Here is a 26387-nt window from a genome sequence, read left to right on the forward strand (position 1 = left end):
GCGCCATAATGACGACATGGCCTCAGCCCACACTGAGGTCATGACGACAGCTCTGCATATCACCCTGATCACTGAAACATTCCCTCCGGAAATCAACGGCGTGGCCAATACCCTTGGCCGTTTGTGCGACGGTTTGCGCGCGCGCGGGCATCAGGTGGAATTGGTCCGGCCACGCCAACTGTGTGATCTGCAGATGAGCAGTGACGATGATTTGCTGTTGTGCCGCGGCTGGCCGCTACCGGGCTATCCCGGCCTGCAATGGGGCCAGTCGTCGATGCACAAGTTGCTCAGGCGCTGGACCCGGCATCGCCCGGACGTGCTGTACATCGCCACTGAAGGGCCCCTGGGCTTGTCTGCATTGCGTGCGGCACGGCGGCTGGGGATTTCGGTGGTCAGCGGCTTTCACACCAACTTTCAGCAGTACTCCAATCAATACGGACTGGGGTTGCTGACGCGATTGCTGACGCACTACCTGCGCTGGTTCCACAACCGTTCGACCCTGACCCTGGTGCCGAGCCCCAGCCAGCGCATGGAGCTTGAGCGTCGCAGCTTCGAACGCCTGGCATTGCTCTCCCGGGGGGTCGACAGCCAATTGTTTCATCCGAGCAAAAGGCTGGCATCGCTACGGGAACAATGGGGATTGGCCGAGAACGACATCGCGATCATTCATGTCGGGCGCTTGGCCCCGGAGAAAAACCTCGGCTTGCTCAAGCGCAGTTTCGACGCACTGAAGGCCACTTATCCCCAGCGCAACCTGCGTTTGATCGTGATCGGCGACGGCCCGCAACGAGCGCCACTGGAGCAGGAACTGCCCGAGGCGGTTTTCTGCGGTTCGAAACGCGGCGAAGCGTTGGCCAGTCACTACGCATCCGGTGACGTATTTCTGTTTCCGAGCATGACCGAAACCTTCGGCAATGTGGTGCTTGAGGCATTAGCGTCGGGATTGGGGGTGGTCGCTTACGATCAGGCGGCCGCCGCTCAACATATCCGTCATGGCTATAACGGCGTACTGGCGATGCCGGGGGATGAAGAGGCGTTCTGTGATGCGGCAGCGTGGCTGCTGGAAGAGCACGAGACCTTGCGCTGCGTGCGCCTGAATGCGCGCCAGCATGCGAGCCGACAGGGTTGGGCGGCGATTATCGAGCAGTTCGAGGGGCAGTTGCGGGGGGCTTGTGTGGGGGAGTTAGTGGTGCCGACTGCATCGACTGTCCCTTGATGTTTGGTGACATTGGGTCAGTCATCGCGAGCAGGCTCACTCCCACAGGGGTTCTGCGTCGTGCACAAAACCTGTGGGAGCGAGCCTGCTCGCGAAGAGGCCCTTCCAGTCGCTGCTTAAACCAGGGTCATCAACGCCTCACGGCTGAACGGCAGGATGTCTTCTTCACGACCATCACGCACTTTCTGCGCCCAATCCGGATCAACCAGCAACGCACGACCCACCGCCACCAGATCGAATTCGTCATTGTTCAGGCGTTCCAGCAGTTTCTCCAGGCTCGCCGGCTGGGCGATCTTGTCAGTGTTGACCATGAACTGCAGGAACTCGCCATCCAGACCCACGCTGCCCACGGTGATGGTCGGCTTGCCCGTCAATTTGCGAGTCCAGCCGGCCAGGTTCAGCTCGGAACCGTCGAATTCCGGCTCCCAGAAACGGCGCGTCGAGCAGTGAAAAATATCCACGCCAGCGTCGGACAACGGCTTGAGAAATTCGCCCAGCGCTTGCGGGGTTTGCACCAGACGTGCGGTGTAATCCTGCTGCTTCCATTGCGAGAAACGGAAGATGATCGGGAAACCTTCACCAACCGCGGCGCGCACGGCTTGAATCAGTTCGATAGCAAAACGTGAACGGTTGGCCAGATCGCCACCATATTCGTCGGTGCGCTGGTTGCTGCCTTCCCAGAAGAACTGGTCAACCAGATAACCGTGTGCACCGTGGATTTCCACGCCGTCCATGCCAATGCTCTGGGCATCCTTGGCGGCTTGGGCGAACGCGGCGATCACGTCCTGGATATCCTGTTTGGTCATGCCGTGAACCACGACCTGACCGTCTTTCAGTTTTTCCGACGGGCCGTAACCCGGCACGCTCGCATCCGGCTCGGTGCCGATACGGCGTACGCTACCGACATGCCACAGCTGTGGAACGATCTTGCCGCCTTCGGCATGCACCGCGTCGACGACTTTCTTCCAGCCGGCCAGCGCGGCTTCACCGTAGAAATGCGGCACGTTCGGGTAGCCGTTTGACGCCTTGTGACCGACGGTGGTGCCTTCGGTGATGATCAAGCCCACGCCTGCGGCGGCGCGGCGACGGTAGTACTCGATCACTTTGGAATTAGGCACGCCACCCGGCGAAAACGAGCGGGTCATCGGCGCCATGACGACGCGGGTCGGCAGTTCGAGGGTGCCGAGGTGAAACGGTTTGAACAGGGCTTTAACGGGCATGGGGCACTCCACGAAAATGATATCGACGGGATGGAATTTTATGACGGCGATAATATGTGCAGTTCAAAGCCAAGCCCAGCACTATTGATCTGAGTGATTAAAGGTCAAAAGGCAGGCATAAAAAATCGCAGCCCGAGGGCTGCGATTTTTGGGGTATCAGCTCAGCGCTTTTTCAATCGCATGCACGATCGTCGGATCATCCGGCGCCGTACGCGGGGAAAACCGCGCGAGCACACGACCGTCCTTGCCCAGCAGGAATTTTTCGAAGTTCCAGGTAATGTCACCCGGGAATTCCGCGCCCTCGCCCGCCAGCAGGCGGTACAGCTGATGACGCTCATGACCGTTGACTTCCAGCTTGCTGGACAACGGAAAAGTCACGCCATAGTTGAGGCTGCAAAATTCCTGGATTTCCTGCTCGGAACCCGGCTCCTGCCCGGCAAACTGGTTGCAAGGCAAGCCGAGTACGCTGAACCCCTTACCTTTGTATTGCTGGTAGAGGTTTTCCAGCGCCGCGTACTGTGGGGTCAAGCCACATTTGGAGGCCACGTTGACCACCAGCACGACTTGCCCTTTGAAAGGCGCCAGCGGTAGCTCCTGTCCATCCAGGGCTGTCAACTTAAGGTCGTGAAAAGCACTCATGACGAACTCCAAATTCCCGTGTTCTTCTCGAAACAGCCACTTGGCAATGCCGCCAAGGACAGCCGCCGACTAAAAAGGCGCCCTCGGGCGCCTCTCCAGTACTCGAAAGCTTAGCGCAGAAAATCAGTGGTGATGGCCACCTTCGCCATGGACGTGACCATGAGCGATTTCTTCCTGGCTGGCGTCACGGATGTCGATGATCTTGACCTGGAAATTCAGGCGCTGACCGGCCAACGGGTGGTTGCCGTCGACGGTGACTTCGTCGCCGTCCAGGTCGCGAATGGTGACGATCTGCATCTGGCCGTCCGGAGCGGAGGCGTGGAACTGCATGCCCACTTCCAGTTCGTCGACGCCTTCAAACATGCTGCGGCTCAGGGTGCTGACCAGTTCGGCAGCGTACTCGCCGTAGGCGTCTTCAGGTTCAACGGCTACGGTCAGCTCGTCGCCGACAGCTTTGCCTTCCAGAGCCTTTTCCAGGCCCGGGATGATGTTACCTGCGCCTTGCAGGTAGACCAGCGGCGCGCCACCGGCGGAGCTGTCGATGACCTCACCAGCGTCGTTGGTCAGGGTATAGTCGATGGAGACAGCCTTATTGGCGGCGATCAGCATGGGGCGAGACCTTTTGCATAAGAATGAAGAAAGGCCAAGTTTAGCGAAGCCATCGCCCGAAAGCGAACACAACCCGGACGGAAGGTTGGCGACGCCAGCCGCAACGGTCACCGGTTTCCATCAGGATGAGGACGGGCATTGGGTGGCCGAGCTTTCCTGCGGCCACACCCAGCACCTGCGCCACCAGCCACCGTGGCAATCGCGTGCCTGGGTCCTGGATCCCGCGCAACGTATTGAAAAAATAGGCCAGCCCTTTGATTGCGGTTGGTGCGCACAAGGCCCGGTTAGCGATAACCTTGGCGACTGAATTTCGGTAGATCGTCAGGTATGAACGATCGCCTTTGCCATGCTCCCTTAGAGAATCCGCATGCAAACTTTTTTTATCGCACCCACCGATTTTGGTGTGGGTCTGACCTCCATCAGCCTCGGGCTGGTGCGCACCCTTGAGCGTGCGGGCCTCAAGGTCGGTTTTTTCAAACCGATTGCCCAGCCCCATCCAGGCGACACCGGCCCGGAGCGGTCCACCGAACTGGTGGCCCGCACCCACGGTTTGCGGCCGCCGCAGCCACTCGGCCTGGCGCACGTCGAGCGCATGCTCGGTGATGGCCAGCTGGATGAGCTGCTCGAAGAAATCATCACCCTTTATCAGCAAGCCGCCGTCGGCAAGGACGTGCTGGTCGTCGAAGGCATGGTCCCGACCCGCAGCGCCAGTTACGCCGCGCGGGTCAATCTGCATTTGGCCAAGAGCCTGGATGCCGACGTGATTCTGGTCTCCGCGCCAGAAAGCGAAGCCCTGACCGAGCTCTCCGGCCGTGTGGAACTGCAGGCCCAACTGTTCGGCGGGCCGAAAGACCCAAAAGTGCTCGGCGTGATCCTCAACAAGGTCAAGACCGACGAAAGCATGGACGTCTTCGCCTCGCGCTTGAAGGAGCACTCGCCGTTGTTGCGCAGCGGCGATTTCCGTTTGCTGGGCTGCATCCCGTTCCAGCCTGAATTGAATGCGCCGCGCACCCGTGACGTCGCCGACCTGATGGGCGCACAAATCCTCAATGCCGGCGATTACGAAACCCGGCGCATGACCAAAATCATCATTTGCGCCCGCACCATGCGCAACACCGTGGAGCTGCTCAAGCCCGGCGTGCTGGTGGTGACGCCCGGTGATCGCGACGACATCATCCTCGCCGTCAGCCTCGCGGCCATGAACGGCGTGCCGCTGGCCGGCCTGCTGCTGACCAGCGACACCCTGCCCGACCCGCGCATCATGGACCTGTGCCGTGGCGCCTTGCAGGCCGGTTTGCCGGTGCTGTCGGTGAGCACTGGCTCCTACGACACCGCGAACCAGTTGAACGGTTTGAACAAGGAAATCCCGATCGACGACCGCGAGCGTGCGGAGATCATCACCGACTTCGTCGCCAGCCATCTCGATGCCAACTGGCTGCACCAGCGCTGCGGTACCCCGCGTGAGATGCGCCTGTCGCCCGCCGTGTTCCGTTATCAATTGATCCAGCGTGCCCAGGCGGCGAACAAGCGCATCGTGCTGCCAGAAGGCAGCGAGCCGTTGACCGTACAAGCCGCGGCGATCTGTCAGGCCCGTGGCATTGCCCGTTGCGTGTTACTGGCGAAACCGGCGGACGTCGAAGCCGTCGCCCGCGCCCAAGGCATCGAGCTGCCACCGGGGCTGGAAATTCTCGACCCGGACCTGATCCGCGAACGCTATGTCGAGCCGATGGTTGCCCTGCGCAAAAGCAAAAGCCTCAACGCGCCGATGGCCGAGCAGCAACTGGAAGACACTGTGGTGATCGGCACCATGATGCTGGCACTGGATGAAGTCGACGGCCTCGTCTCCGGGGTCATTCACTCCACCGCCAACACCATCCGCCCGGCCCTGCAGCTAATTAAAACCGCGCCGGGCTGCACCTTGGTATCGTCAGTGTTCTTCATGCTGTTCCCCGAAGAAGTGCTGGTCTACGGCGACTGCGTGATGAACCCGCACCCGAGCGCCAGCGAACTGGCCGAGATCGCCCTGCAAAGCGCCGACTCGGCGGCCGCGTTTGGCATCACTCCGCGCGTGGCGATGATCAGCTATTCCAGCGGAGAGTCCGCCAGTGGCGAAGAAGTCGAGAAGGTCCGCGAGGCGACGCTGCTCGCCCACGAACAGCAAAACTCGCTGCTGATCGACGGCCCGCTGCAATACGACGCCGCCGCCAACGAAACCGTCGCCCGGCAACTTGCCCCCAACAGCCAGGTCGCCGGTCGCGCGACGGTGTTCGTGTTCCCCGACCTGAACACCGGCAACACCACCCACAAAGCCGTGCAGCGCAGCGCCGACTGCGTGAGTCTCGGGCCGATGCTGCAAGGCCTGCGCAAACCGGTGAACGACCTGCCGCGCGGTGCGCAAGTCGATGACATCGTCTACACCATCGCGTTGACCGCGATCCAGGCTGCCAACCGACCTATGGATGTTTAAATGCTGGATTCCCTGCCTGCCGCCATGCGCGGCGTGATTGCCTCGTTGTTGTTGGCCCTCAATACCATTCTGCTGTGCTCGTTTCTGTTCTGTGTGGCGATTTTCAAGGTGCTGCCGTTCGCCATCACCCAGCGCTTCACGCGCTGGCTGATGAGCCACACCCATGAAGCGTGGATCAGCAACAACAAGGCCTGGATGAATCTGGTCTGCCGTACCCGCTGGCACCTCAGTGGCCTGGAAAGCCTGGACTATCGGCACTCGTACCTGATCACCAGCAACCACCAGAGCTGGGTCGACATCATGGTGCTGCAATACGTGCTCAACCGGCGCATCCAGCCGCTGAAGTTTTTTCTCAAGCAGGAGCTGATCTGGGTGCCGGTGATTGGTCTGGCGTGGTGGACGCTGGGCTTTCCGTTCATGAAGCGCTATTCCAAGGCGTACCTGGAAAAGCACCCGGAGAAGAAAGGCAAAGACCTGGAAACCACCCGCAAGACCTGCGCGAAGTTTCGCAACAGCCCGGTGGGGATTTTCAACTTCGTCGAGGGCACGCGCTTCACCGAAGGCAAGCATGCCCAGCAGAAATCACCGTTCAAGTATTTGCTCAAACCCAAGGCCGGTGGCATTGCGTTTGTGCTGGATGCGATGGGCGAGCAGCTGGAGTCCATCGTCAACGTGACGATTCACTATCCGGGCGGCCGTCCGGGCTATTGGGATTTGCTCTGCGGGAATGTGAAGGACGTGGTCGTGCATTTTCAGGAGCTGAAGATTCCACCTCAGTTTATCGGCAAGAACTACGACCAGGATGGCGAGTATCGGTTGCAGTTTCAGGGCTGGATCAACCAGTTGTGGCTGGATAAGGATGCATTGCTTGCGCAGATGCACCACGAATACCCGTCTAACTGATCACCCGACACAAAAAAACCCGCCGATGATCACTCATCGGCGGGTTTTTTATGGCCGGCTTGGCGCTTAGATCGCGCCGCGGCTACGCAGCAGATCCAGCACCTGCTTGACGCTCTCTTCCAGCGACAACGACTGGGTATCGACCACAAGGTCAGCATCCAGTGGCACATCGAACGGGAAGGAATCGCCCGGGATGTTATCCCCGCCCGCCGCGTACAGACCCTGCGGGTCACGCTCGGCGCAAACAGCCGGCGAAGCCTGGACGTAAACGGTCAGCAAACGCTCTCTGCCGATCAGTTCCCTGGCCTGCTCACGACCTTCAGCACTCGGCGCAACAAACGCTGCGAGGGTCAGCAAACCGGCTTCGTTGAACTGACGCGCAACGTGTGCCGCACGACGCCAGTTCTCGGTGCGCCCGGCGCGATCCTGTGGCAGACCTTTGTTCAGGTCATGACGCAGGTTCTGGCCATCGAGCACAAACACTGCACGGCCCATGTCGAACAACTTGCGTTCAACCGCGTAGGCCAGGGTGCTTTTGCCTGCGCCCGACAGGCCGCTGAACAACACGGTGGCCGGCTGCTGGCCGAAGCGCTGGGCGCGTTCTTCAGTGGCGACGTGAGCGAGCTTGCCATGGTGTGTAGCGCTGCCATGGGCCACCGGCTGAGCGATGATCATGCCGGCGGCGACGGTGCCATTGGTCAAACGATCAATGACGATGAACGAACCGGTGGTGCGGTTACTTGCGTAACCGTCCAGCGCGATGGCCGCGTCGAGGCTGATCTTGACCCGACCGATTTCGTTCAGTTGCAAGGCGCTGGCCTGACCTTCTTCCAGGGTGTTCACGTCAACGCGGTTGACGATGCTGGTGATCGAACCCGGCACGTACGTGGTAGCGCGCTTGATGTCGTATTTCTTGCCCGGCAGCATCGGCTCTTCGGCCATCCACACCAGCATGGCGTCGAAGGCGTCAGTCACTTGCGGCAGGTTGTCGGCGTGTACCAGCAAGTCGCCGCGGGAGATGTCGATTTCGTCTTCCATGGTCAGCGTCACCGCTTGACCAGGACCGGCGTGCTCCAGCTCACCTTCGAAGGTGACGATGGATTTCACGCGGCTGCTCTTGCCCGACGGCAGCACCACGACTTCGTCGCCCTTGTGCACGACGCCGCTGGCCAGGGTGCCGGCGAAACCACGGAAGTTCAGGTTTGGACGGTTGACGTACTGCACCGGGAAACGCAGGTCGGTGTAGTTGCGGTCGCTGGCGATTTCGACGGTTTCCAGAATTTCCATCAACGACTGGCCGGTGTACCACGGCGAGCGCTCGGACTTGTTCACCACGTTGTCGCCCTTGAGCGCCGACATCGGCACGAAGGCCATGGTGGTCGGCTTGAAGGCGATGCCTTCGGCGAACTTCAGGTAATCGGCCTTGATCGACTCGAAGACGTTTTCGTCGAAGCCGTTGAGGTCCATCTTGTTGATGGCCACAACGATGTGCTTGATGCCCAGCAACGAGGCGATAAAGCTGTGGCGACGGGTCTGGGTCTGCACGCCGTAACGGGCGTCGACCAGGATGATCGCCAGGTCACAGGTGGATGCACCGGTGGCCATGTTGCGGGTGTACTGCTCATGGCCGGGGGTGTCGGCGATGATGAATTTGCGCTTGGCGGTGGAGAAATAGCGGTAAGCGACATCGATGGTGATGCCCTGCTCACGCTCAGCCTGCAGGCCGTCGACCAGCAACGCCAGGTCGATGTCATCACCGGTGGTGCCGACTTTCTTCGAGTCGCGGGTAATGGCTTCCAGGTGATCTTCGTAGATCATCTTGGAGTCGTGCAGCAAGCGCCCGATCAGGGTGCTCTTGCCGTCATCGACATTGCCACAGGTCAGAAAGCGCAGCATTTCCTTGCGTTCGTGCTGGCCCAGGTAGGCGAGGATGTCCTCGCTGATCAAATCAGATACGTGCGACATGACAACCCCTTAGAAATAACCCTGACGTTTCTTTTCTTCCATCGAGCCTGCGCCATCGTGGTCGATGACCCGGCCCTGGCGTTCGGAAGTTCGCGTCAGGAGCATTTCCTGAATGATGTCGGTCAGGCTGGTCGCCTCGGACTCGACCGCACCGGTCAGCGGGTAGTCGCCGAGCGTACGGAAACGGACCTTCTTCTTGACGATGCGCGCCTTGTCTTCATCGCTCAGGTGATTGAGCAGGCGTTCGTCGTCGATCATGATCCAGGTGCCATTCATTTCGATGACGTCGCGTTCGGCGGCGAAATACAGCGGCACAATCGGGATGCCTTCGAGGTAGATGTACTGCCAGATGTCCAGTTCGGTCCAGTTCGACAAGGGGAAAACGCGGATCGATTCGCCCTTGTTGACGTTGCCGTTGTAGACGTTCCACAGCTCTGGACGCTGGTTTTTCGGGTCCCAGCGGTGCTTGGTGTCGCGGAAGGAGTACACGCGCTCTTTGGCGCGGGATTTCTCTTCGTCACGACGGGCACCACCGAAAGCGGCATCGAAACCATACTTGTCGAGGGCCTGCTTGAGGCCTTCGGTTTTCATGATATCGGTGTGCTTGGCGCTGCCGTGGGTCAGCGGATTGATGCCCTGTGCAACGCCGTCAGGGTTGACGTGCACCAGCAGGTCAAGGCCGAGCTCTTCGACCATGCGGTCGCGGAACGCGTACATTTCCTTGAACTTCCACCGGGTGTCGACGTGCATCACCGGGAACGGCAGCTTGCCCGGGAAGAATGCCTTGCGCGCAAGGTGCAGCATCACGGCGGAATCTTTACCGACGGAGTACAGCATCACCGGGTTATCGAACTCGGCGGCGACCTCGCGGATGATGTGGATGCTTTCGGCCTCCAGCTGTTTCAGATGCGTCAGTTTGTCGACCATGGCTACTCACGAAAACGATCTTATGGACGGCCAGCGGGCCGTGTTCGAGCGAGGAATCCTAGCACAGCGACCTCTTCTAATCAGGACGCCAACTAGATCGAAAGGGTATATGAATATACCCCCTCGTTTGGGCGCCACCGCCCATGCGCAAGCCAGTGCCCTCCCACATTCTTGAAGGGTGCTGTTCACAGAATTTGCACAAACCCTCAAATAGGATTGGGGCAATCAATGAAGATATGTTCGAGGGCAAACCGGCGCGCCAGATAATCGCCGAGTGCCTGGACACCATAACGCTCGGTGGCGTGATGGCCGGCGGCGATGAAGCTGATGTCGTTTTCCCGTGCGCTGTGAAAGGTCTGCTCGGAGGCTTCGCCACTGAGGTAAAGATCGACACCGGCCAACACTGCCTGATCGATGTAACCCTGACCGCCGCCCGTGCACCAACCGACCCGGCGAATCATCTCGCTGCCTTCGATCAGCAGCGGCTCGCGGCCCATGACTTCCTGGACGCGACGGGCGAAATCACGCGGCGTCATCGGTTCGCTCAACGAACCGACCAGGCCAACAACTTTAAGGTTGTCCGGATCCAGCGGCCCCTCGACGGTAATGTCGAGCTGACGTGCCAGTTGCACGTTGTTGCCGACTTCCGGGTGCAGGTCCAGTGGCAAGTGATAAGACAGCAGGCTGATGTCGTGCTTGAGCAAGGTTTTCAATCGACGCTGTTTCATGCCGGTGATGCACGGGTTCTCGCCTTTCCAGAAATAACCGTGATGCACCAGCACCAGATCGGCCTCGGCTTCGACCGCCGCGTCCAGCAGTGCCTGGCTCGCCGTGACGCCACTGACAATGCGCATCACTTGCGGCCGGCCCTCGACCTGCAAGCCGTTGGGGCAGTAATCGGCAATTTTGGTGCTGGAGAGGTAACGGTCGGCTTCTTCGACCAGGGTGCTCAGGGCGACGGCCATAAAAGACTCCTAAATATCCCGTTCAGAGGCGCGCTTGGCCTCGTATAATGCGCGACATTATGGGCGGTCTCATACCGCCTGCAACCTTTCAGGAAGTGCTTAATGCTCAAGGCGCTGCGTTTTTCCGGCTGGCCGCTGTTGGCCGGCGTGCTTATCGCTCTTTTGATAATTCAGCGTTACCCGCAGTGGGTCGGGCTTCCGAGCCTCGACGTGAACTTGCAGCAAGCACCGCAAACCACCGGTGTACAACAGGGGCCGGTGTCCTATGCCGACGCCGTGGTTATCGCCGCGCCAGCGGTGGTCAACCTGTACACCACCAAGGTCATCAACAAACCGAATCACCCACTGTTCGAAGACCCGCAGTTTCGCCGCTTCTTCGGGGACAACTCGCCCAAACAGAAGCGTATGGAGTCGAGCCTGGGTTCCGGCGTGATCATGAGCCCGGAAGGTTACATCCTGACCAACAACCACGTCACCACGGGGGCCGACCAGATCGTCGTGGCGCTCAAGGATGGCCGTGAGACCCTGGCCCGCGTGATCGGCAGCGACCCGGAAACCGATCTCGCGGTATTGAAGATCGACCTGAAGACCCTGCCGGCCATCACCATCGGCCGTTCCGACAACATCCGCATCGGGGACGTGGCGCTGGCCATCGGCAACCCGTTCGGTGTCGGCCAGACAGTGACCATGGGCATCATCAGCGCCACCGGCCGCAACCAGCTGGGCCTGAACAACTATGAAGATTTCATCCAGACCGACGCCGCGATCAACCCCGGCAACTCCGGCGGTGCGTTGGTGGACGCCAATGGCAACCTGACCGGCATCAACACGGCTATTTTCTCCAAATCCGGCGGCTCGCAAGGCATCGGGTTTGCGATCCCGGTGAAACTGGCGATGGAAGTGATGAAGTCGATCATCGAGCACGGTCAGGTGATTCGCGGCTGGCTGGGCATTGAAGTGCAACCGTTGAGCCAGGAACTGGCGGAGTCGTTCGGTCTGTCGGGACGTCCGGGGATTGTGGTCGCGGGGATTTTCCGTGACGGTCCGGCGCAAAAGGCCGGCCTGCAATTGGGGGATGTGATCCTCAGCATTGACGGCGAACCGGCCGGCGATGGTCGCCGTTCGATGAACCAGGTCGCGCGGATCAAGCCGACGGACAAGGTCACGGTTCAGGTAATGCGCAATGGCAAGGAGCTGAAGCTCACTGCTGAAATCGGCCTGCGCCCACCACCGGCACCGGTCAAAGAGAAAGAAGAAGAGTAACAGCCCCCCAGATCCCTTGTGGGAGCGTGGCTTGCCCACGATGGCAACACTGCGGTGTATCAGTTACACCGCGTTATCGTTCATCGCGGGCAAGCCACGCTCCCACAGGGGCGGTGGTGGTTTAAAGCTCGCCGAGGCCGTCGATCAGCGCCTGGTTCTGCTCCGGCGTGCCGATGGAGATCCGCAGGAACTGGGCAATCCGTTCCTGCTTGAAGTGCCGAACGATCACGCCTTGCTCACGCAACTTCGCCGCCAGCCCTGCCGCATCGTGCCGGGGGTGACGGGCAAAAATGAAGTTCGCCGCCGACGGCAACACCTCAAACCCTTTCGCCTCCAACTGCCCGATCACCTTCTCACGACTGTCGATGACCAACCGGCACGTCTTGTCGAAGTACTCGCGATCCTCAAACGCCGCCGCAGCCCCGACAATCGCCAGGCGATCCAGCGGATAAGAGTTGAAGCTGTTCTTGATTCGCTCCAGCGCCTCGATCAAGTCCGGATGCCCCACCGCCAGGCCAACCCGCAGGCCGGCCAGTGAACGGGATTTGGACAGGGTCTGAGTCACCAACAGGTTCGGATAACGGTCCACCAACGTGATCGCCGTCTCACCGCCAAAGTCGATGTAGGCCTCATCCACCACGACCACTGAATCCGGGCTGGCCTTGAGGATCTGCTCGACGGCGTCCAGCGCCAGCAGGCAACCGGTCGGTGCATTCGGGTTCGGGAAGATGATCCCGCCGTTCGGCTTGGCGTAGTCGGCCGGGTTGATCTGGAACTGTTCGTCCAGCGGCACCGCGTCGAACCTGATGCCATACAACCCGCAGTAAACCGGATAGAAGCTGTAGCTGATGTCCGGGAACAGCAGCGGCTGATCGTGTTGCAGCAGACCGTGAAAGATGTGCGCCAGGACTTCATCGGAACCGTTGCCGAGGAACACCTGATTGCCTTGCACGCCGTAGTACCTGGCAACAGCCTGCTTGAGCAGGTCGCTGTTCGGGTCCGGGTACAAACGCAGGTTGTCGTTCAGTTCGGTCTGCATCGCAGCCAACGCTTTGGGCGATGGACCGTACGGGTTTTCGTTGGTGTTGAGCTTCACCAGTTTCGTCAATTTTGGCTGCTCGCCCGGCACGTAAGGCACCAGGCTCTTGACGAAGGGGCTCCAGAATTTACTCATCTTCAGTTCCCCTGCTTGTCGTCAATGATGCGGTATTCGGCGCTGCGGGCGTGGGCGGTCAGCGACTCGCCACGGGCCAGTACGGAAGCGGTCTTGCCCAACTCGGACGCCCCTTGCTCGGAACAGAAGATGATCGAGGAGCGTTTCTGGAAGTCGTACACACCCAGCGGCGAAGAAAAACGCGCGGTGCCAGACGTCGGCAACACGTGGTTCGGACCGGCGCAGTAGTCGCCCAAGGCTTCGGAGGTGTGGCGGCCCATGAAGATCGCGCCCGCGTGACGGATCTGCGGCAACCACGCCTGCGGATCAGCGACCGACAACTCAAGGTGTTCCGGTGCGATGCGGTTGGCCACTTCGATGGCTTGTTCCATGTCGCGGACCTTGATCAACGCGCCCCGGCCATTGATCGAGGTTTCGATGATCTCGGCGCGTTCCATGGTTGGCAGCAGCTTGGCGATGCTCGCGGCGACCTTGTCGAGGAATTCGGCGTCCGGGCTGACCAGAATCGCCTGGGCGTCTTCATCGTGCTCGGCCTGGGAGAAAAGGTCCATGGCGATCCAGTCCGGATCGGTCTGGCCGTCGCACACCACGAGAATCTCGGACGGACCGGCGATCATGTCGATACCGACCTGACCAAACACATGACGCTTGGCGGTGGCGACATAGATGTTGCCCGGGCCCACTACTTTATCGACCTTCGGCACGCTTTCGGTGCCGTAAGCCAGCGCGGCAACCGCTTGGGCGCCGCCGATGGTGAACACGCGGTCGACGCCGGCAATGCAGGCCGCAGCCAGTACCAGCTCGTTGATTTCACCGCGCGGGGTCGGCACCACCATGACGACTTCGGTCACGCCTGCCACTTTGGCCGGGATCGCGTTCATCAGCACCGAAGACGGATACGACGCTTTGCCGCCCGGCACATACAGACCGGCGCGATCCAGCGGCGTGACCTTCTGGCCCAACACCGTGCCGTCGGCTTCGGTGTAGCTCCAGGAATCCTGTTTCTGCTTTTCGTGGTAGCTGCGCACGCGGGCCGCGGCTTTTTCGAGGGCTTCACGCTGCGGCACGGTGATCCGGGTCAGGGCCAGTTCCAGGCGCTCACGCGGCAGGATCAGGTCGGCCATCGAGGCGACTTCGAGACCATCGAACTTCTGGGTGAATTCCACCAGCGCCGCATCGCCACGCTCGCGCACGGCTTTGATGATGTCCAGCACCCGCTGATTGACCGAGTCGTCAGACACACTTTCCCAGCTCAGCAGATGATCCAGATGATGTGCGAAATCCGGGTCAGCAGCGTTGAGTCGGCGAATTGCAGTCGGTGCGGTCATAGCGAGAGCCTCATAGGAATGGCAAAAACTCAGGTGCCCTAACTTAGCAGTCGTTTCCGCTTGGGCACCTGAGATTCTGGCTATGAGGCGGATAGACGGGCGCGACTTAACGTCGCGCAGGTGAATCAGCCGCGGTGTCGAGACTCCACTGCCTTGCGCAGGGTGTCGATCAACGCCTGGATACGGGCGTGCTGCATTTTCATCGAAGCTTTGTTGACGATCAGCCGGGAGCTGATGTCGGCAATGAAATCCTGGGGCTCCAGGCCATTGGCGCGCAGGGTGTTGCCGGTGTCGACCACGTCGATGATCTTGTCGGCCAGACCAATCAGCGGCGCCAGTTCCATCGAGCCGTACAGCTTGATGATGTCGACCTGACGACCCTGCTCGGCGTAGTAACGCTTGGCAACGTTGACGAACTTGGTGGCGACCCGCAGGCGACCTTTTGGCTCGACATCGCCGACACGGCCGGCGGTCATCAGCTTGCACAGGGCAATGCGCAGGTCCAGAGGCTCGTACAGGCCCTGGCCGCCATACTCCATCAGCACATCTTTACCGGCGACGCCGAGGTCCGCGGCACCATGCTCGACATAGGTCGGCACGTCGGTGGCGCGCACGATCAGCAGACGTACGTCAGGCTGGGTCGTGGGAATGATCAGCTTGCGGCTCTTGTCCGGATTCTCGGTCGGCACGATGCCCGCTTCAGCCAGAAGCGGCAGGGTGTCGTCAAGGATGCGGCCCTTGGACAGTGCGATGGTCAACATGGGAAACGTCAGTCCTTATCAAGGTACTCATGCCCGGTCGCAAATGGCGCCGGACACACATCGAGCCGGAAACCGGCTCGACTTCAACAATTCAACGGGCATGTCCTTATGCCCATGCAGCAACTACTAGCCCGGTACGCGGCGGATCTTGGCGCCGAGCATCTGCAGTTTCTCTTCGATGCACTCGTAACCACGGTCGATGTGGTAGATGCGGTCGATCAGGGTGTCGCCTTCGGCGATCAACGCCGAGATTACCAGGCTGGCCGAAGCGCGCAGGTCGGTGGCCATGACTGGCGCGCCTTTGAGCGTCTCGGTGCCGGTAACGATGGCAGTGTTGCCTTCGACCTGGATCTTGGCGCCCATGCGGTGCAGTTCGTAAACGTGCATGAAGCGGTTCTCGAAGATCGTCTCGATCACCGCACCGGTGCCTTCGGCAATGGCGTTGAGGGAGATGAACTGCGCTTGCATGTCGGTCGGGAACGCCGGGTACGGAGCGGTCCGCACGTTAACGGCTTTTGGCCGCTTGCCGTGCATGTTCAGCTCGATCCAGTCTTCGCCGCAGGTGATTTCGGCACCCGACTCGCGGAGTTTTTCCAGAACGGCTTCGAGGATGGTCGGATCAGTGTCCTTGACCTTCACACGACCGCCGGTCACCGCAGCCGCCACCAGGTAGGTGCCGGTTTCGATGCGGTCAGGCATCACTTTGTACGTGGTCGGGTGCAGACGCTCAACGCCATCAATGGTGATGGTGTCGGTGCCGGCGCCAGTGATCTTGGCACCCATGGCAATCAGGAAGTTCGCCAGGTCGATGACTTCAGGTTCGCGAGCGGCGTTCTGCAACACGCTGCGGCCCTTGGCCAGAGCGGCCGCCATCATGATGTTTTCGGTGCCGGTCACGCTGACGGTATCGAAGAAGAAGTGCGCGCCGCGCAGGCCACCTTCAGGCGCCTTGGCCTTGATGTAGCCGCCTTCGACGTCAATGACTGCGCCCATGGCTTCAAGGCCACGGATGTGCAGGTCGACCGGACGCGAACCGATGGCGCAACCGCCAGGCAGTGCGACTTCGGCTTCACCGAAACGGGCAACCATCGGGCCCAGCACCAGGATCGACGCACGCATGGTTTTAACCAGTTCGTACGGTGCGATCAGGGTCTTGATGGTGCGCGGGTCGATTTCGACGCTGAGTTTCTCGTCGATCACCGGCTCGATGCCCATGCGACCGAACAGCTCGATCATCGTGGTGATGTCGTGCAGGTGCGGCAGGTTGGCCACGGTTACCGGGCCATCACACAGCAGGGTAGCAGCCAGGATCGGCAGGGCAGAGTTCTTTGCCCCGGAGATGCGGATTTCGCCATCAAGACGAACGCCACCGGTAATAATCAATTTATCCATAAGAATCTCGACGCCCTTGGGCTCAGGTGCGCTCGGCCCAGGCCGTGCTGCTGAAAAATTTCATAGTGACCGCATGGATGCTGCCATCGGTGATCCATGGGTTCAAATGGGCATAGATCTGCTGCTGACGCTTCACCGGGCTCAACGCCGCCAGTTCATCGCTAATCACGTTCAGCTGGAAATTGCAGCCTTCGCCCTCAACTTCTACCAACGTTCCGGGCAGCTTTCCTTCAAGGAAGCTCTTCACTTCTACGGCCTGCATGCTCAACCTCAATCGGCGCCCTGTGCGCACGGGTCGGACATCATACAAAAAAGCCCCGCGCCTGCGAACCCCGCGAAGCAGGACTCTGACGGGGGGCTTCTTTATAGATGCGGTCAGGGGTGCGCCAACAGCTCGGTCAATTCGCTGACCTGAGCGATTTCACGCATGTCTTCGGGCATCCCGCGGATGCTCAGCGCCTTGCCGGCCGCCTCTGCATCACGCATGAAGCACAGCAGCAGCGACAAGCCGACGCTGCTGGACTTCAACACAGCCGAGCAGTCGACCACCAGCGCGGTAGCCGCGCTAGATTTAATCAACGCCTGACCCTGCTTGCGCAAGCCAGGGGCCGTGAGGTAGTCCAGCATGCCACTCAACCGCAGCTCGCCGGATTCGCTCATGCGAATGGCCGACACACTCATTGGGCTGACTTCTCGGTCGACGCCTTGGCTTTGGCAACTTCCCCGGCCCAACCGTTGATGGTCTTGTCCAGGTCATTACCATTGCGCTGCATCGCATCAGCGAACTGATCACGGAACAGCTTGCCGATGTTAATGCCATTGATGATGACGTTGCGCAGCTTCCACTCGCCATTGATCTTTTCCAGCGTGTAAGACACTGGATAGATCGCGCCGTTACTGCCTTTGACGGTCATGCCAACGCTGGTGCGATCGCCCGACTCGTCTTTGGCCGGGTCAACGGTGATGCCCTGGTTGTTGTATTCAAGCAACGCATTGCCATAAAACTGGAACAGGCCCTTCTTGAAGTTTTCTTCGAAGGTTTTCATCTGTGCCGGTGTGGCTTTCTTCGAATACTTGACCGTCATGATGCTTTTGGAGATGCCCTCGGCATCCACCACTGGCCCGACGATGGTGTTCAACGCTGTATAGAAGTCCTGCGGGTCTTGCTTGTACTTCTCTTTGTTGGCCGACAGATCGGCCAGCATCCGGTTGGTGGTGTCCTGTACCAGATCGTGCGCGGAAGGCGCCGCCACGGCGTTAGCCATCAACGGCAGCGCCGCGAGTACTACCAACAGGCCACGTCGCAAGGTAGAGATCATTCAAAAGCTCCTCATTTGGCGTCTTTGCTAACGGTATTGAGCAGGAATTTACCGATCAGGTCCTCAAGCACCAGCGACGACTGGGTGTCGTGGATGGTCCCGCCATCCTTGAGCAAGGCTTCTTCGCCGCCCACGCTGATGCCGATGTACTTCTCGCCCAACAGGCCAGCAGTCAGGATAGATGCAGTGGAATCAGTCGGCAGGTTATCTACGCGCTTTTCCAGTTGCATGGTCACCCGACCGGTGAACGTGTCGCGGTCCAGATCGATCGCCGTGACCTTGCCGATGGTCACACCGGCCATGGTCACTTTAGCTCTGACCGTCAAACCGGCGATATTGTCGAAGTACGCATAAAGTTTATACGTGTCGGTGCTCGGGCTCGGGGACAGACCACTCACCCGCAACGCCAGCAGCAACAAAGCCAGGATGCCAGCCAGCAAGAAAAGGCCGACACCGATTTCCAGGGTGCGGTTTTGCATCAGAAATCTCCAAACATCAAGGCGGTCAAAATAAAGTCCAGGCCGAGTACAGCCAAAGAGGCATACACCACGGTTTTGGTAGTGGCACGACTGATCCCCTCGGAAGTGGGCTCACAGTCATAGCCTTGGAATACGGCGATCCAGGTCACGACGAACGCGAAGACGATGCTTTTGATGATGCCATTGAGCACGTCATCAGTGAACGTCACGCTGTTTTGCATGTTCGACCAGTACGAACCTTCATACACACCGAGCCAGTCGACGGCCACCCAAGAGCCGCCCCAGATACCCACCACACTGAAAATCATTGCCAGCACCGGCAGGGAAATGAAGCCAGCCCACAGGCGTGGGGCAACAATATATTTGAGCGGGTCGACACCAATCATTTCCAGACTGGACAACTGTTCGGTGGATTTCATGTTGCCGATTTCCGCCGTCAGCGCCGAACCGGCGCGCCCGGCAAACAGCAACGCCGTCACCACCGGCCCCAGTTCTCGCAGCAGCGTCAGCGCAACCATCTGCCCGACCGCCTGTTCCGAGCCGTAGCTGGACAGGATGTTGAAGCCTTGCAGCGCCAGCACCATGCCGATGAACACGCCGGAGACGACAATGATAACCAGGGACATCACGCCCACTGAGTGCAATTGCTTGACCAGCAGACCAAAGCCGCCGCCAATGCCACCGCGACCGAGCAAGGCATGAAACAGGAAGATCGTCGAACGACCGAACACCGCCAGCACATCGATGGCGGCGTGGCCAAACCGGCGCACGCGCTCTATTAATGAAATCTTGCGCATCAACGCTTCCCCAGAAGATCTGCGCGGTAATCCGTCGCTGGAAAGTGGTATGCGACCGGGCCGTCGGGTTCGCCGGTCATGAATTGACGGATCCGCGGTTCCTGCGAGTTCATCAGTTCCTCGGGAGTCCCTTGCCCCAACACCTGGCCTTCGCCGACAACATAGATGTAGTCGGCGATGCTGGCGGTTTCGGCCAGATCGTGGGAGACCACGATGCTAGTGATGCCCAGCGCATCGTTGAGCAGGCGGATCAGGCGCACCAGTACGCCCATGGCGATGGGGTCCTGGCCGACAAAGGGCTCGTCGTACATGAGGATCTGCGGATCGAGGGCAATCGCCCGGGCCAGCGCAACACGACGCTTCATGCCGCCGGACAACTCGTCAGGCATCAGGTCGATGGCGCCACGCAAGCCCACGGCCTGCAATTTGAGCAGGACGATGTCGCGGATCATTTCTTCCGGCAGCTCGGTATGAACGCGCAGCGGAAAGGCGACGTTCTCGAACACATCGAGGTCGGTAAACAGGGCGCCACTCTGGAACAGCACGCCCATGTGTTTGCGCGCATCGAACAGATCACTGCGCGACAACTTGGGCAGGTTCTGGCCGTTGACCCAGACTTCGCCCTTGGTGGGACGCAATTGTGCGCCCATCAATCGCAACAGCGTGGTTTTGCCACACCCGGAAGGCCCCATGATGCCGGTGACCTTGCCGCGCGGGATACGGATATCGACGTTATTGAAAATGCTGCGCGTACCGCGCTTGAAGGTCAGTCCCTTCAGCTCGACCGCGTAGGCGTTATCGGCACTCATCTAAACTCCTTGCGATGCAGCCTCTCACTCGGACGCCTGGCTCTCTGACGAAAGCACATACCTCCCCGGGCAGGCCGAACTGGCGGCGAACTATATCACTGCAAAGGCCTGCCCCCCAAGGCCCAAGCCCGACCATGTTCAGTAACAAGACAGGCAAAAAGCCTCGTTTAGAGGGGATTCGGTTACAGGGAATGACAAAGCGTGACGAACTAGCGTGAGGGTTTTGATCATTACCGCTATAATCGCCGCCTTTTCATCAGGCTATACGATTTCTGACATGAGCCAATCCAGCGACCTGATTCAATCAGCACAACGCACCATCCGCCTCGAACTGGAAGCCGTAGAAGGCTTGCTGCCCCACATCGACGCTGATTTCGTACGCGCTTGCGAGATGATTCTGGCCAGCAAAGGCCGCGTGGTGGTAGTCGGCATGGGTAAATCCGGGCACATCGGCAACAAGATCGCCGCCACCCTGGCCAGCACCGGCACCACGGCTTTTTTCGTGCACCCGGCCGAAGCCAGCCACGGCGACATGGGCATGATCACGCGGGACGACATCATCCTGGCCCTGTCGAACTCCGGTTCCACCAACGAAATCGTCACCCTGTTGCCCCTGATCAAGCGTCTCGGCATTCAGTTGATCAGCGTGACCGGCAACCCGGAATCACCGCTGGCCAAGGCTGCCGAGGTCAATCTCAACGTTCACGTCGAACACGAGGCCTGCCCGCTGAACCTGGCACCCACCTCCTCTACCACTGCCGCCTTGGTCATGGGCGACGCCCTGGCCGTTGCGTTGCTGGAAGCGCGCGGTTTTACCGCTGAAGACTTCGCCTTTTCCCACCCCGGTGGTGCGCTGGGCCGGCGTCTGCTGCTGAAAGTGGAAAACGTCATGCACGCCGGGCAAGAGCTGCCACAGGTTCACCGCGGCACTTTGCTCAAGGACGCGCTGATGGAAATGACCCGCAAGGGTCTGGGCATGACCGTCATTCTGGAAGCCGACGGCAAGCTGGCCGGGATCTTCACTGACGGCGATCTGCGCCGCACACTGGATCGCAGCATCGACATCCACAGCGCCACCATTGACCAGGTCATGACCGCACACGGCAAGACCGCCCGCGCCGAAATGCTCGCCGCCGAGGCCCTGAAAATCATGGAAGACCACAAAATCAACGCGCTGGTCGTGGTCGACAGCGAAGACCGCCCGGTCGGCGCCTTGAACATGCACGACTTGCTGCGCGCAGGAGTAATGTAATGAGTTCGGACCTGCTGCAACGCGGCAAACAGATCAAACTCGCCGTGTTTGACGTCGACGGCGTGCTGACTGACGGACGCCTGTACTTCCTCGAAGACGGCAGTGAGTTCAAGACGTTCAACACCCTCGACGGTCAAGGCATCAAGATGTTGATGGCGGCAGGCGTACAGACGGCTATCATCAGCGGCCGCAAGACCCCGGTGGTCGAACGACGAGCAAAAAACCTCGGCATCCCGCACCTTTATCAAGGTCGCGAGGACAAACTGGTGGTGCTGGACGAACTTCTGGCCCAACTCAACCTAAGCTATGAACAAGTGGCCTACCTCGGTGACGACCTGCCGGACCTGCCGGTGATTCGCCGCGTCGGCCTGGGCATGGCGGTAGCCAACGCTGCCAGCTTCGTGCGTGAAAACGCCCATGGCATTACCGTCGCCCGTGGTGGCGAGGGTGCCGCTCGCGAATTCTGCGAATTGATCCTGCGCGCCCAGGGCCGCCTCGATGCGGCCAACGCCGCGTACCTGTGAGCCCATTATGCTGAGCAAAAAGTTTCGTAACATCCTGTTGTTCAGTTGCATCGCGGCGCTGTTCGCTGCAGTCGGCTACTGGAACATCAGCCCGGAACGCTTTCTCGACAAGACAGTTGCCCCTGTCGACGAAAGCGCGATCGACTATTACGCACTCAACGCCCACAGCGTGCAGTACCTGCCGGACGGCAAATTGCAGTACGAAATGACGTCCGACAAGGTCGAACACCTGAAAGCGTCCGAGGTCACACTGCTGACCAACCCCGACCTGAACATGTTCCGCGGCACCCAGTTTCCCTGGCACGTCCAGAGCGAACACGGGGAAGTCAACCCAGACGGCACCCAGGTCGAGCTGATCGACTCGGTACGCATTACCCGTTTCGACGAAAAAAACCGCAGGACCCTGATTACCACCACCCGTATGACTGTGTTCCCGCAGCAGCAATATGCGCAGACCGACCAACCCGTTAGAATCGACGGCGCTGGCGGTGTATCGACAGGCAACGGAATGAAAGCGTACTTGAAAGAAAGCAGGATACACCTGCTATCTAACGTAAGAGGACAGTATGAGGCTCGTTAAAACCCTCCCTATTTTGCTCAGTCTGGGCGCAGCACTGGGAAGCGTGAGCGCCTGGGCTCTGCCGAACGATCAAGAGCAGCCAATCCGCATTCAGGCCGACGATGCCCAACTGGACGATAAGAATGGCGTTGCCACCTATAAAGGTGACGTGATCATCACCCAGGGTTCGATGATCGTTAAGGGCAACACCGTGACCATCACTCGTACGCCGGCTGGCGACATCGACGTGGTGACTTCGGTGGGCAATCTCGCCTACTTCGAGCAACTGCAGACCGCTGGCGACACCAAGCCTGTCCAGGGTTGGGGTGTGACTATCCAGTACCACGCCGCGCAAAACCGCGTCGTGCTGATCGACAAGGCAAAAGTTGTCGACAAGGACAACAACACCACCCAGGGCGAGAAAATCGTCTACGACACAGTCAAGAAGCTTGCGAGCGCTGGCCGTGCGACAGGCAACAAGGTCACCGAGGCGCGTCCACGCATCGACATGGTGATCCAGCCGAAGAAGAAAACCGACGAGCAGAAGGCCCAGTAATGGCAACTCTGAAAGCTCAGCATCTGGCCAAGAGCTACAAGAGCCGCCAGGTCGTGCGCGACGTCAGCCTGTCGATCGACAGCGGTCAAATCGTCGGCCTGCTGGGTCCCAACGGCGCCGGCAAGACCACTTGCTTCTACATGATTGTCGGCCTGGTGCAGGCCGATCAGGGCCGTGTGCTGATCGATGATCTGGACGTCAGCCACCAGCCGATGCACGGTCGCGCAAAGGCTGGTATCGGTTATCTGCCGCAAGAAGCGTCGATCTTCCGCAAACTCTCGGTGGCCGACAACATCATGGCAATCCTCGAGACCCGCAAGGAACTCGACAAGGCCGGGCGTCGCAAAGAGCTGGAAAGCCTGCTGCAGGAATTTCACATCAGCCACATCCGCGACAACCTCGGCATGAGCCTGTCGGGTGGTGAACGCCGCCGCGTGGAAATCGCTCGCGCACTGGCCACCAATCCGAAATTCATCCTGCTCGACGAACCTTTCGCCGGCGTGGACCCGATTTCGGTCGGCGACATCAAGCAGATCATCTACCACCTCAAGGCCAAAGGCATTGGCGTGCTGATCACTGACCACAACGTCCGTGAAACCCTGGATATCTGCGAAACAGCCTACATCGTCAACGATGGCCAGCTGATTGCCGAAGGCGACTCCGCCACTATCCTGGCCAACGACCTGGTTAAAGAAGTTTATCTGGGCCATGAGTTCCGCCTGTAAGCGTTGAGGTGTCTGGCTAGCCGACTGAGCGCTTACGACGATAAAAATCAACAGGTTTTTATTGTTACAGCGCTCTAGGCAAACACTTCAGTTTCAGGCATATAATTTGCTTATGTTTGGCGCTCCGGCGCCCTGTAGTGGATGGCGCATGTGCGCCGGCGAATAAGGTGTTAAGCCCCTGCCATGAAACCATCGCTAGTCTTGAGAATGGGCCAGCAGCTGACGATGACACCGCAGCTGCAACAGGCCATCCGCCTGCTCCAATTGTCGACCCTGGACCTGCAACAGGAAATCCAGGAGGCCCTGGAGTCCAATCCGATGCTCGAACGCCAGGAAGAAGGCGACGACTTCGACAACGCCGACCCCTTGGCCGACAAAGCCGAACAGCAACCCAATGCCGATGTTTCGGAACCCTCCTACCAGGAAACCGCCCCGACGGTGGACAACCTCGAGGAAGGTGACTGGAACGAGCGCATCCCCAACGAACTGCCCGTCGACACAGCCTGGGAAGACGTCTACCAGACCAGCGCCAGCAGCCTGCCGAGCAACGATGACGACGAATGGGACTTCACCACTCGCACTTCGGCTGGCGAGAGCCTGCAAAGCCACCTGCTCTGGCAACTGAACCTGGCACCGATGTCCGACACCGATCGCCTGATCGCCGTGACCCTGATCGACTGCATCAACAATCAGGGTTACCTGGATGAAACCCTCGAGGAGATCCTCGAAGCTTTCGACCCGGAACTGGACATCGAACTGGACGAAATCGAAGCCGTCCTGCACCGCATCCAGCAATTCGAACCGGCCGGCATCGGCGCGCGCAACCTGGGCGAATGCCTGCTGCTGCAATTGCGCCAATTGTCCGCCAAGACGCCTTGGCTGGCCGAAGCCAAGCGCCTGGTCAGCGACTACATCGATTTGCTCGGCAGTCGCGACTACAGCCAACTGATGCGCCGCATGAAGCTCAAGGAAGATGAACTGCGTCAGGTCATCGAACTGGTCCAGAGCCTCAACCCGCGCCCCGGCTCGCAGATCGAATCCAGCGAAGCCGAGTACGTCGTTCCAGACGTGATCGTGCGCAAGGACAACGAACGCTGGCTGGTGGAACTTAACCAGGAGTCGGTGCCAAGGCTGCGGGTCAACGCCCAGTACGCTGGGTTTGTCCGTCGCGCCGACACCAGCGCTGACAACACCTTCATGCGCAATCAATTGCAAGAGGCCCGCTGGTTCATCAAGAGCCTGCAAAGCCGCAATGAAACCCTGATGAAAGTCGCCACCCAGATCGTCGAACATCAACGCGGCTTCCTGGAGTACGGCGACGAAGCCATGAAGCCGCTGGTCCTGCATGACATCGCTGAAGCGGTAGGCATGCACGAGTCGACGATTTCACGGGTGACCACGCAAAAATTCATGCATACCCCACGGGGCATATATGAGCTGAAATACTTTTTCTCCAGTCACGTCAGCACCTCCGAAGGCGGCGAATGCTCCTCCACGGCGATCCGCGCGATCATCAAAAAACTGGTTGCCGCGGAAAATCAGAAAAAGCCGTTGAGTGACAGCAAGATCGCTGGTTTACTGGAGGCACAAGGCATTCAGGTGGCTCGCCGCACCGTCGCCAAGTACCGCGAATCCTTAGGGATCGCGCCTTCGAGCGAACGCAAGCGGTTGATGTAGAGCCACGCCACAGCGTTCCAGTGGTAGATCATCTGATCTACCGCTTTATGCACTGGCAACGAAGGAGAAGCTGTATGCAAGTCAACATCAGTGGACACCAACTGGAAGTGACCGAACCCCTGCGCATCTACATCGGCGAAAAACTCGAACGATTAGAGCGGCATTTCGACAAGATCACCAACGTGCAGGTCACGATGACGGTCGAGAAGCTGAAGCAGAAAATCGAAGCCACCCTGCATATTCCCGGCAATGAAGTGGTCGCCAACGCGGAACATACCGATATGTACGCGGCGATCGACGCATTGACCGACAAGCTGGATAAACAACTCAAAAAGCATAAGGAAAAGACCCAGAGCCTCCTCCAGGGCGCGACCGGTCGTTAACATCCCCAACCCATGATCCGACTTGAAAACATCCTGACCCCCGGCCGTTCCCTCGTGAACGTGCCGGGCGGCAGTAAAAAGAAAGCACTCGAACAAATTGCCAACCTGATTGCCCGGGAAGTGCCGGATCTGGAGATGCAAGATGTCTTCGAGGCTTTGATTGCCCGTGAAAAACTCGGCTCGACCGGTTTTGGTAACGGCATCGCCATCCCCCACTGCCGCCTCAAAGGTTGCGAATCGCCCATCAGCGCCTTGATGCACCTAGACGCCCCAATCGATTTCGACGCCATCGACGGCGCTCCGGTTGACCTGCTGTTTGTACTGCTGGTCCCGCAAGCGGCTACCGATGCGCACCTTGAACTGCTCCGCCAGATCGCCAGCATGCTCGATCGCAAGGAGGTGCGGGAAAAACTGCGTAGTGCTCAGAGCAACGAAGCCTTGTATAAGGTTGTTCTGGAAGAGCAAAACGGTCACTAAT

29 protein-coding genes are annotated in these 26387 nt (G+C 59.5%); 13 read left to right on the forward strand and 16 right to left on the reverse strand.

Going from position 1 to position 26387, the window contains the following annotated elements; all coding sequences use genetic code 11:
• The first annotated feature begins 16 nt into the window (after window positions 1-16).
• Window positions 17-1216, forward strand: a complete 1200-nt coding sequence (locus tag J2X66_RS10570) for a glycosyltransferase family 1 protein (protein ID WP_310263863.1) — start codon at window positions 17-19, stop codon at window positions 1214-1216.
• Window positions 1217-1332: 116 nt separating this feature from the next.
• Here J2X66_RS10570 and J2X66_RS10575 read toward each other — a convergent pair whose 3' ends face one another.
• The 3 genes from J2X66_RS10575 to J2X66_RS10585 all read right to left on the reverse strand — a co-directional run bounded on the left by J2X66_RS10575 (window position 1333) and on the right by J2X66_RS10585 (window position 3684).
• Window positions 1333-2436 (reverse strand): NADH:flavin oxidoreductase, encoded by a 1104-nt coding sequence (locus J2X66_RS10575; protein WP_310263865.1) that lies wholly within the window; start codon window positions 2434-2436, stop codon window positions 1333-1335.
• A gap of 156 nt (window positions 2437-2592) precedes the next feature.
• On the reverse strand, window positions 2593-3075 hold the full coding sequence (locus tag J2X66_RS10580; protein ID WP_027924552.1) for a glutathione peroxidase: 483 nt from the start codon (window positions 3073-3075) through the stop codon (window positions 2593-2595).
• A gap of 123 nt (window positions 3076-3198) precedes the next feature.
• Window positions 3199-3684: a peptidylprolyl isomerase gene (locus J2X66_RS10585; protein WP_140666744.1), complete on the reverse strand. Its 486-nt coding sequence runs from the start codon at window positions 3682-3684 to the stop codon at window positions 3199-3201.
• Between J2X66_RS10585 and J2X66_RS10590 the strand changes: the two genes are divergently transcribed.
• From J2X66_RS10590 to J2X66_RS10600, 3 genes are read left to right on the forward strand one after another with little or no spacing between them, the layout of a single operon-like run.
• The gene (locus J2X66_RS10590; protein WP_310263869.1) at window positions 3653-3991 is read left to right on the forward strand and encodes a DUF3565 domain-containing protein; all 339 of its coding nucleotides are present in this window, start codon (window positions 3653-3655) and stop codon (window positions 3989-3991) included. The two genes, J2X66_RS10585 and J2X66_RS10590, sit on opposite strands and share 32 nt — an antisense overlap.
• Before the next feature lie 60 nt (window positions 3992-4051).
• A complete protein-coding gene (pta, locus tag J2X66_RS10595) occupies window positions 4052-6151 on the forward strand; it encodes a phosphate acetyltransferase (RefSeq protein ID WP_310263871.1) in 2100 nt (699 codons plus the stop codon).
• Complete coding sequence (locus J2X66_RS10600) at window positions 6152-7054, forward strand: acyltransferase (RefSeq protein WP_310263872.1); 903 nt, start codon at window positions 6152-6154, stop codon at window positions 7052-7054.
• A 66-nt stretch (window positions 7055-7120) separates the two neighbouring features.
• Here J2X66_RS10600 and cysN read toward each other — a convergent pair whose 3' ends face one another.
• The 3 genes from cysN to J2X66_RS10615 form a co-directional block, all read right to left on the reverse strand.
• A complete protein-coding gene (gene cysN / locus J2X66_RS10605) occupies window positions 7121-9019 on the reverse strand; it encodes a sulfate adenylyltransferase subunit CysN (RefSeq protein ID WP_310263874.1) in 1899 nt (632 codons plus the stop codon).
• Window positions 9020-9028: 9 nt separating this feature from the next.
• Window positions 9029-9946: a sulfate adenylyltransferase subunit CysD gene (cysD, locus tag J2X66_RS10610; RefSeq protein WP_010463281.1), complete on the reverse strand. Its 918-nt coding sequence runs from the start codon at window positions 9944-9946 to the stop codon at window positions 9029-9031.
• 206 nt (window positions 9947-10152) lie between these two features.
• On the reverse strand, window positions 10153-10911 hold the full coding sequence (locus J2X66_RS10615) for a Nif3-like dinuclear metal center hexameric protein (RefSeq protein WP_310263876.1): 759 nt from the start codon (window positions 10909-10911) through the stop codon (window positions 10153-10155).
• Window positions 10912-11013: 102 nt separating this feature from the next.
• Between J2X66_RS10615 and algW the strand changes: the two genes are divergently transcribed.
• Window positions 11014-12174 carry a Do family serine endopeptidase AlgW gene (gene algW / locus J2X66_RS10620; protein ID WP_310263878.1) on the forward strand — a complete coding sequence of 387 codons (1161 nt, stop codon included), beginning with the start codon at window positions 11014-11016 and terminating at the stop codon, window positions 12172-12174.
• A 121-nt stretch (window positions 12175-12295) separates the two neighbouring features.
• Here algW and hisC read toward each other — a convergent pair whose 3' ends face one another.
• From hisC to J2X66_RS10670, 10 genes are all read right to left on the reverse strand, one after another.
• A complete protein-coding gene (gene hisC / locus J2X66_RS10625) occupies window positions 12296-13348 on the reverse strand; it encodes a histidinol-phosphate transaminase (protein ID WP_310263880.1) in 1053 nt (350 codons plus the stop codon).
• A gap of 2 nt (window positions 13349-13350) precedes the next feature.
• Complete coding sequence (gene hisD / locus J2X66_RS10630; RefSeq protein ID WP_027924543.1) at window positions 13351-14676, reverse strand: histidinol dehydrogenase; 1326 nt, start codon at window positions 14674-14676, stop codon at window positions 13351-13353.
• Window positions 14677-14801: 125 nt separating this feature from the next.
• Window positions 14802-15437: an ATP phosphoribosyltransferase gene (gene hisG / locus J2X66_RS10635; protein ID WP_007942738.1), complete on the reverse strand. Its 636-nt coding sequence runs from the start codon at window positions 15435-15437 to the stop codon at window positions 14802-14804.
• 126 nt (window positions 15438-15563) lie between these two features.
• The gene (gene murA, locus J2X66_RS10640) at window positions 15564-16829 is read right to left on the reverse strand and encodes a UDP-N-acetylglucosamine 1-carboxyvinyltransferase (RefSeq protein ID WP_027924542.1); all 1266 of its coding nucleotides are present in this window, start codon (window positions 16827-16829) and stop codon (window positions 15564-15566) included.
• Window positions 16830-16851: 22 nt separating this feature from the next.
• A complete protein-coding gene (locus J2X66_RS10645) occupies window positions 16852-17091 on the reverse strand; it encodes a BolA family protein (RefSeq protein ID WP_310263882.1) in 240 nt (79 codons plus the stop codon).
• Between the two features lie 113 nt (window positions 17092-17204).
• Window positions 17205-17510 carry an STAS domain-containing protein gene (locus J2X66_RS10650; protein WP_310263884.1) on the reverse strand — a complete coding sequence of 102 codons (306 nt, stop codon included), beginning with the start codon at window positions 17508-17510 and terminating at the stop codon, window positions 17205-17207.
• Window positions 17507-18148 carry an ABC transporter substrate-binding protein gene (locus J2X66_RS10655; RefSeq protein ID WP_310263886.1) on the reverse strand — a complete coding sequence of 214 codons (642 nt, stop codon included), beginning with the start codon at window positions 18146-18148 and terminating at the stop codon, window positions 17507-17509. The genes J2X66_RS10650 and J2X66_RS10655 overlap by 4 nt, the downstream gene beginning before the upstream one ends.
• A gap of 11 nt (window positions 18149-18159) precedes the next feature.
• Window positions 18160-18627, reverse strand: coding sequence for an outer membrane lipid asymmetry maintenance protein MlaD (gene mlaD / locus J2X66_RS10660; RefSeq protein ID WP_310263888.1), 468 nt, complete (start codon window positions 18625-18627; stop codon window positions 18160-18162).
• On the reverse strand, window positions 18627-19424 hold the full coding sequence (gene mlaE, locus J2X66_RS10665) for a lipid asymmetry maintenance ABC transporter permease subunit MlaE (RefSeq protein WP_123435318.1): 798 nt from the start codon (window positions 19422-19424) through the stop codon (window positions 18627-18629). Before mlaE ends, mlaD begins: the two co-directional genes overlap by 1 nt.
• Window positions 19424-20233 carry an ATP-binding cassette domain-containing protein gene (locus J2X66_RS10670; RefSeq protein WP_214380689.1) on the reverse strand — a complete coding sequence of 270 codons (810 nt, stop codon included), beginning with the start codon at window positions 20231-20233 and terminating at the stop codon, window positions 19424-19426. The genes mlaE and J2X66_RS10670 overlap by 1 nt, the downstream gene beginning before the upstream one ends.
• A 277-nt stretch (window positions 20234-20510) precedes the next feature.
• Here J2X66_RS10670 and J2X66_RS10675 point away from each other — a divergent pair, with 277 nt between their 5' ends.
• The 8 genes from J2X66_RS10675 to ptsN all read left to right on the forward strand — a co-directional run bounded on the left by J2X66_RS10675 (window position 20511) and on the right by ptsN (window position 26386).
• On the forward strand, window positions 20511-21485 hold the full coding sequence (locus J2X66_RS10675) for a KpsF/GutQ family sugar-phosphate isomerase (RefSeq protein ID WP_310263894.1): 975 nt from the start codon (window positions 20511-20513) through the stop codon (window positions 21483-21485).
• Window positions 21485-22009: an HAD family hydrolase gene (locus tag J2X66_RS10680; RefSeq protein WP_027924535.1), complete on the forward strand. Its 525-nt coding sequence runs from the start codon at window positions 21485-21487 to the stop codon at window positions 22007-22009. The genes J2X66_RS10675 and J2X66_RS10680 overlap by 1 nt, the downstream gene beginning before the upstream one ends.
• A 7-nt stretch (window positions 22010-22016) precedes the next feature.
• Window positions 22017-22589 carry an LPS export ABC transporter periplasmic protein LptC gene (lptC, locus tag J2X66_RS10685; protein WP_310263896.1) on the forward strand — a complete coding sequence of 191 codons (573 nt, stop codon included), beginning with the start codon at window positions 22017-22019 and terminating at the stop codon, window positions 22587-22589.
• Window positions 22576-23124 (forward strand): lipopolysaccharide transport periplasmic protein LptA, encoded by a 549-nt coding sequence (lptA, locus tag J2X66_RS10690; protein ID WP_027924533.1) that lies wholly within the window; start codon window positions 22576-22578, stop codon window positions 23122-23124. Before lptC ends, lptA begins: the two co-directional genes overlap by 14 nt.
• Complete coding sequence (gene lptB / locus J2X66_RS10695; RefSeq protein WP_027924532.1) at window positions 23124-23849, forward strand: LPS export ABC transporter ATP-binding protein; 726 nt, start codon at window positions 23124-23126, stop codon at window positions 23847-23849. The genes lptA and lptB overlap by 1 nt, the downstream gene beginning before the upstream one ends.
• A gap of 183 nt (window positions 23850-24032) precedes the next feature.
• The gene (locus J2X66_RS10700) at window positions 24033-25526 is read left to right on the forward strand and encodes an RNA polymerase factor sigma-54 (RefSeq protein WP_310263900.1); all 1494 of its coding nucleotides are present in this window, start codon (window positions 24033-24035) and stop codon (window positions 25524-25526) included.
• A gap of 74 nt (window positions 25527-25600) precedes the next feature.
• Window positions 25601-25909, forward strand: coding sequence for a ribosome hibernation-promoting factor, HPF/YfiA family (gene hpf / locus J2X66_RS10705; RefSeq protein ID WP_310263903.1), 309 nt, complete (start codon window positions 25601-25603; stop codon window positions 25907-25909).
• Between the two features lie 12 nt (window positions 25910-25921).
• Complete coding sequence (ptsN, locus tag J2X66_RS10710; protein ID WP_310263904.1) at window positions 25922-26386, forward strand: PTS IIA-like nitrogen regulatory protein PtsN; 465 nt, start codon at window positions 25922-25924, stop codon at window positions 26384-26386.
• The last annotated feature ends 1 nt before the right edge of the window (window position 26387 follow it).

Source organism: Pseudomonas sp. 3296, from assembly GCF_031456615.1.
GTDB classification, from domain to species: domain Bacteria; phylum Pseudomonadota; class Gammaproteobacteria; order Pseudomonadales; family Pseudomonadaceae; genus Aquipseudomonas; species Aquipseudomonas mucoides.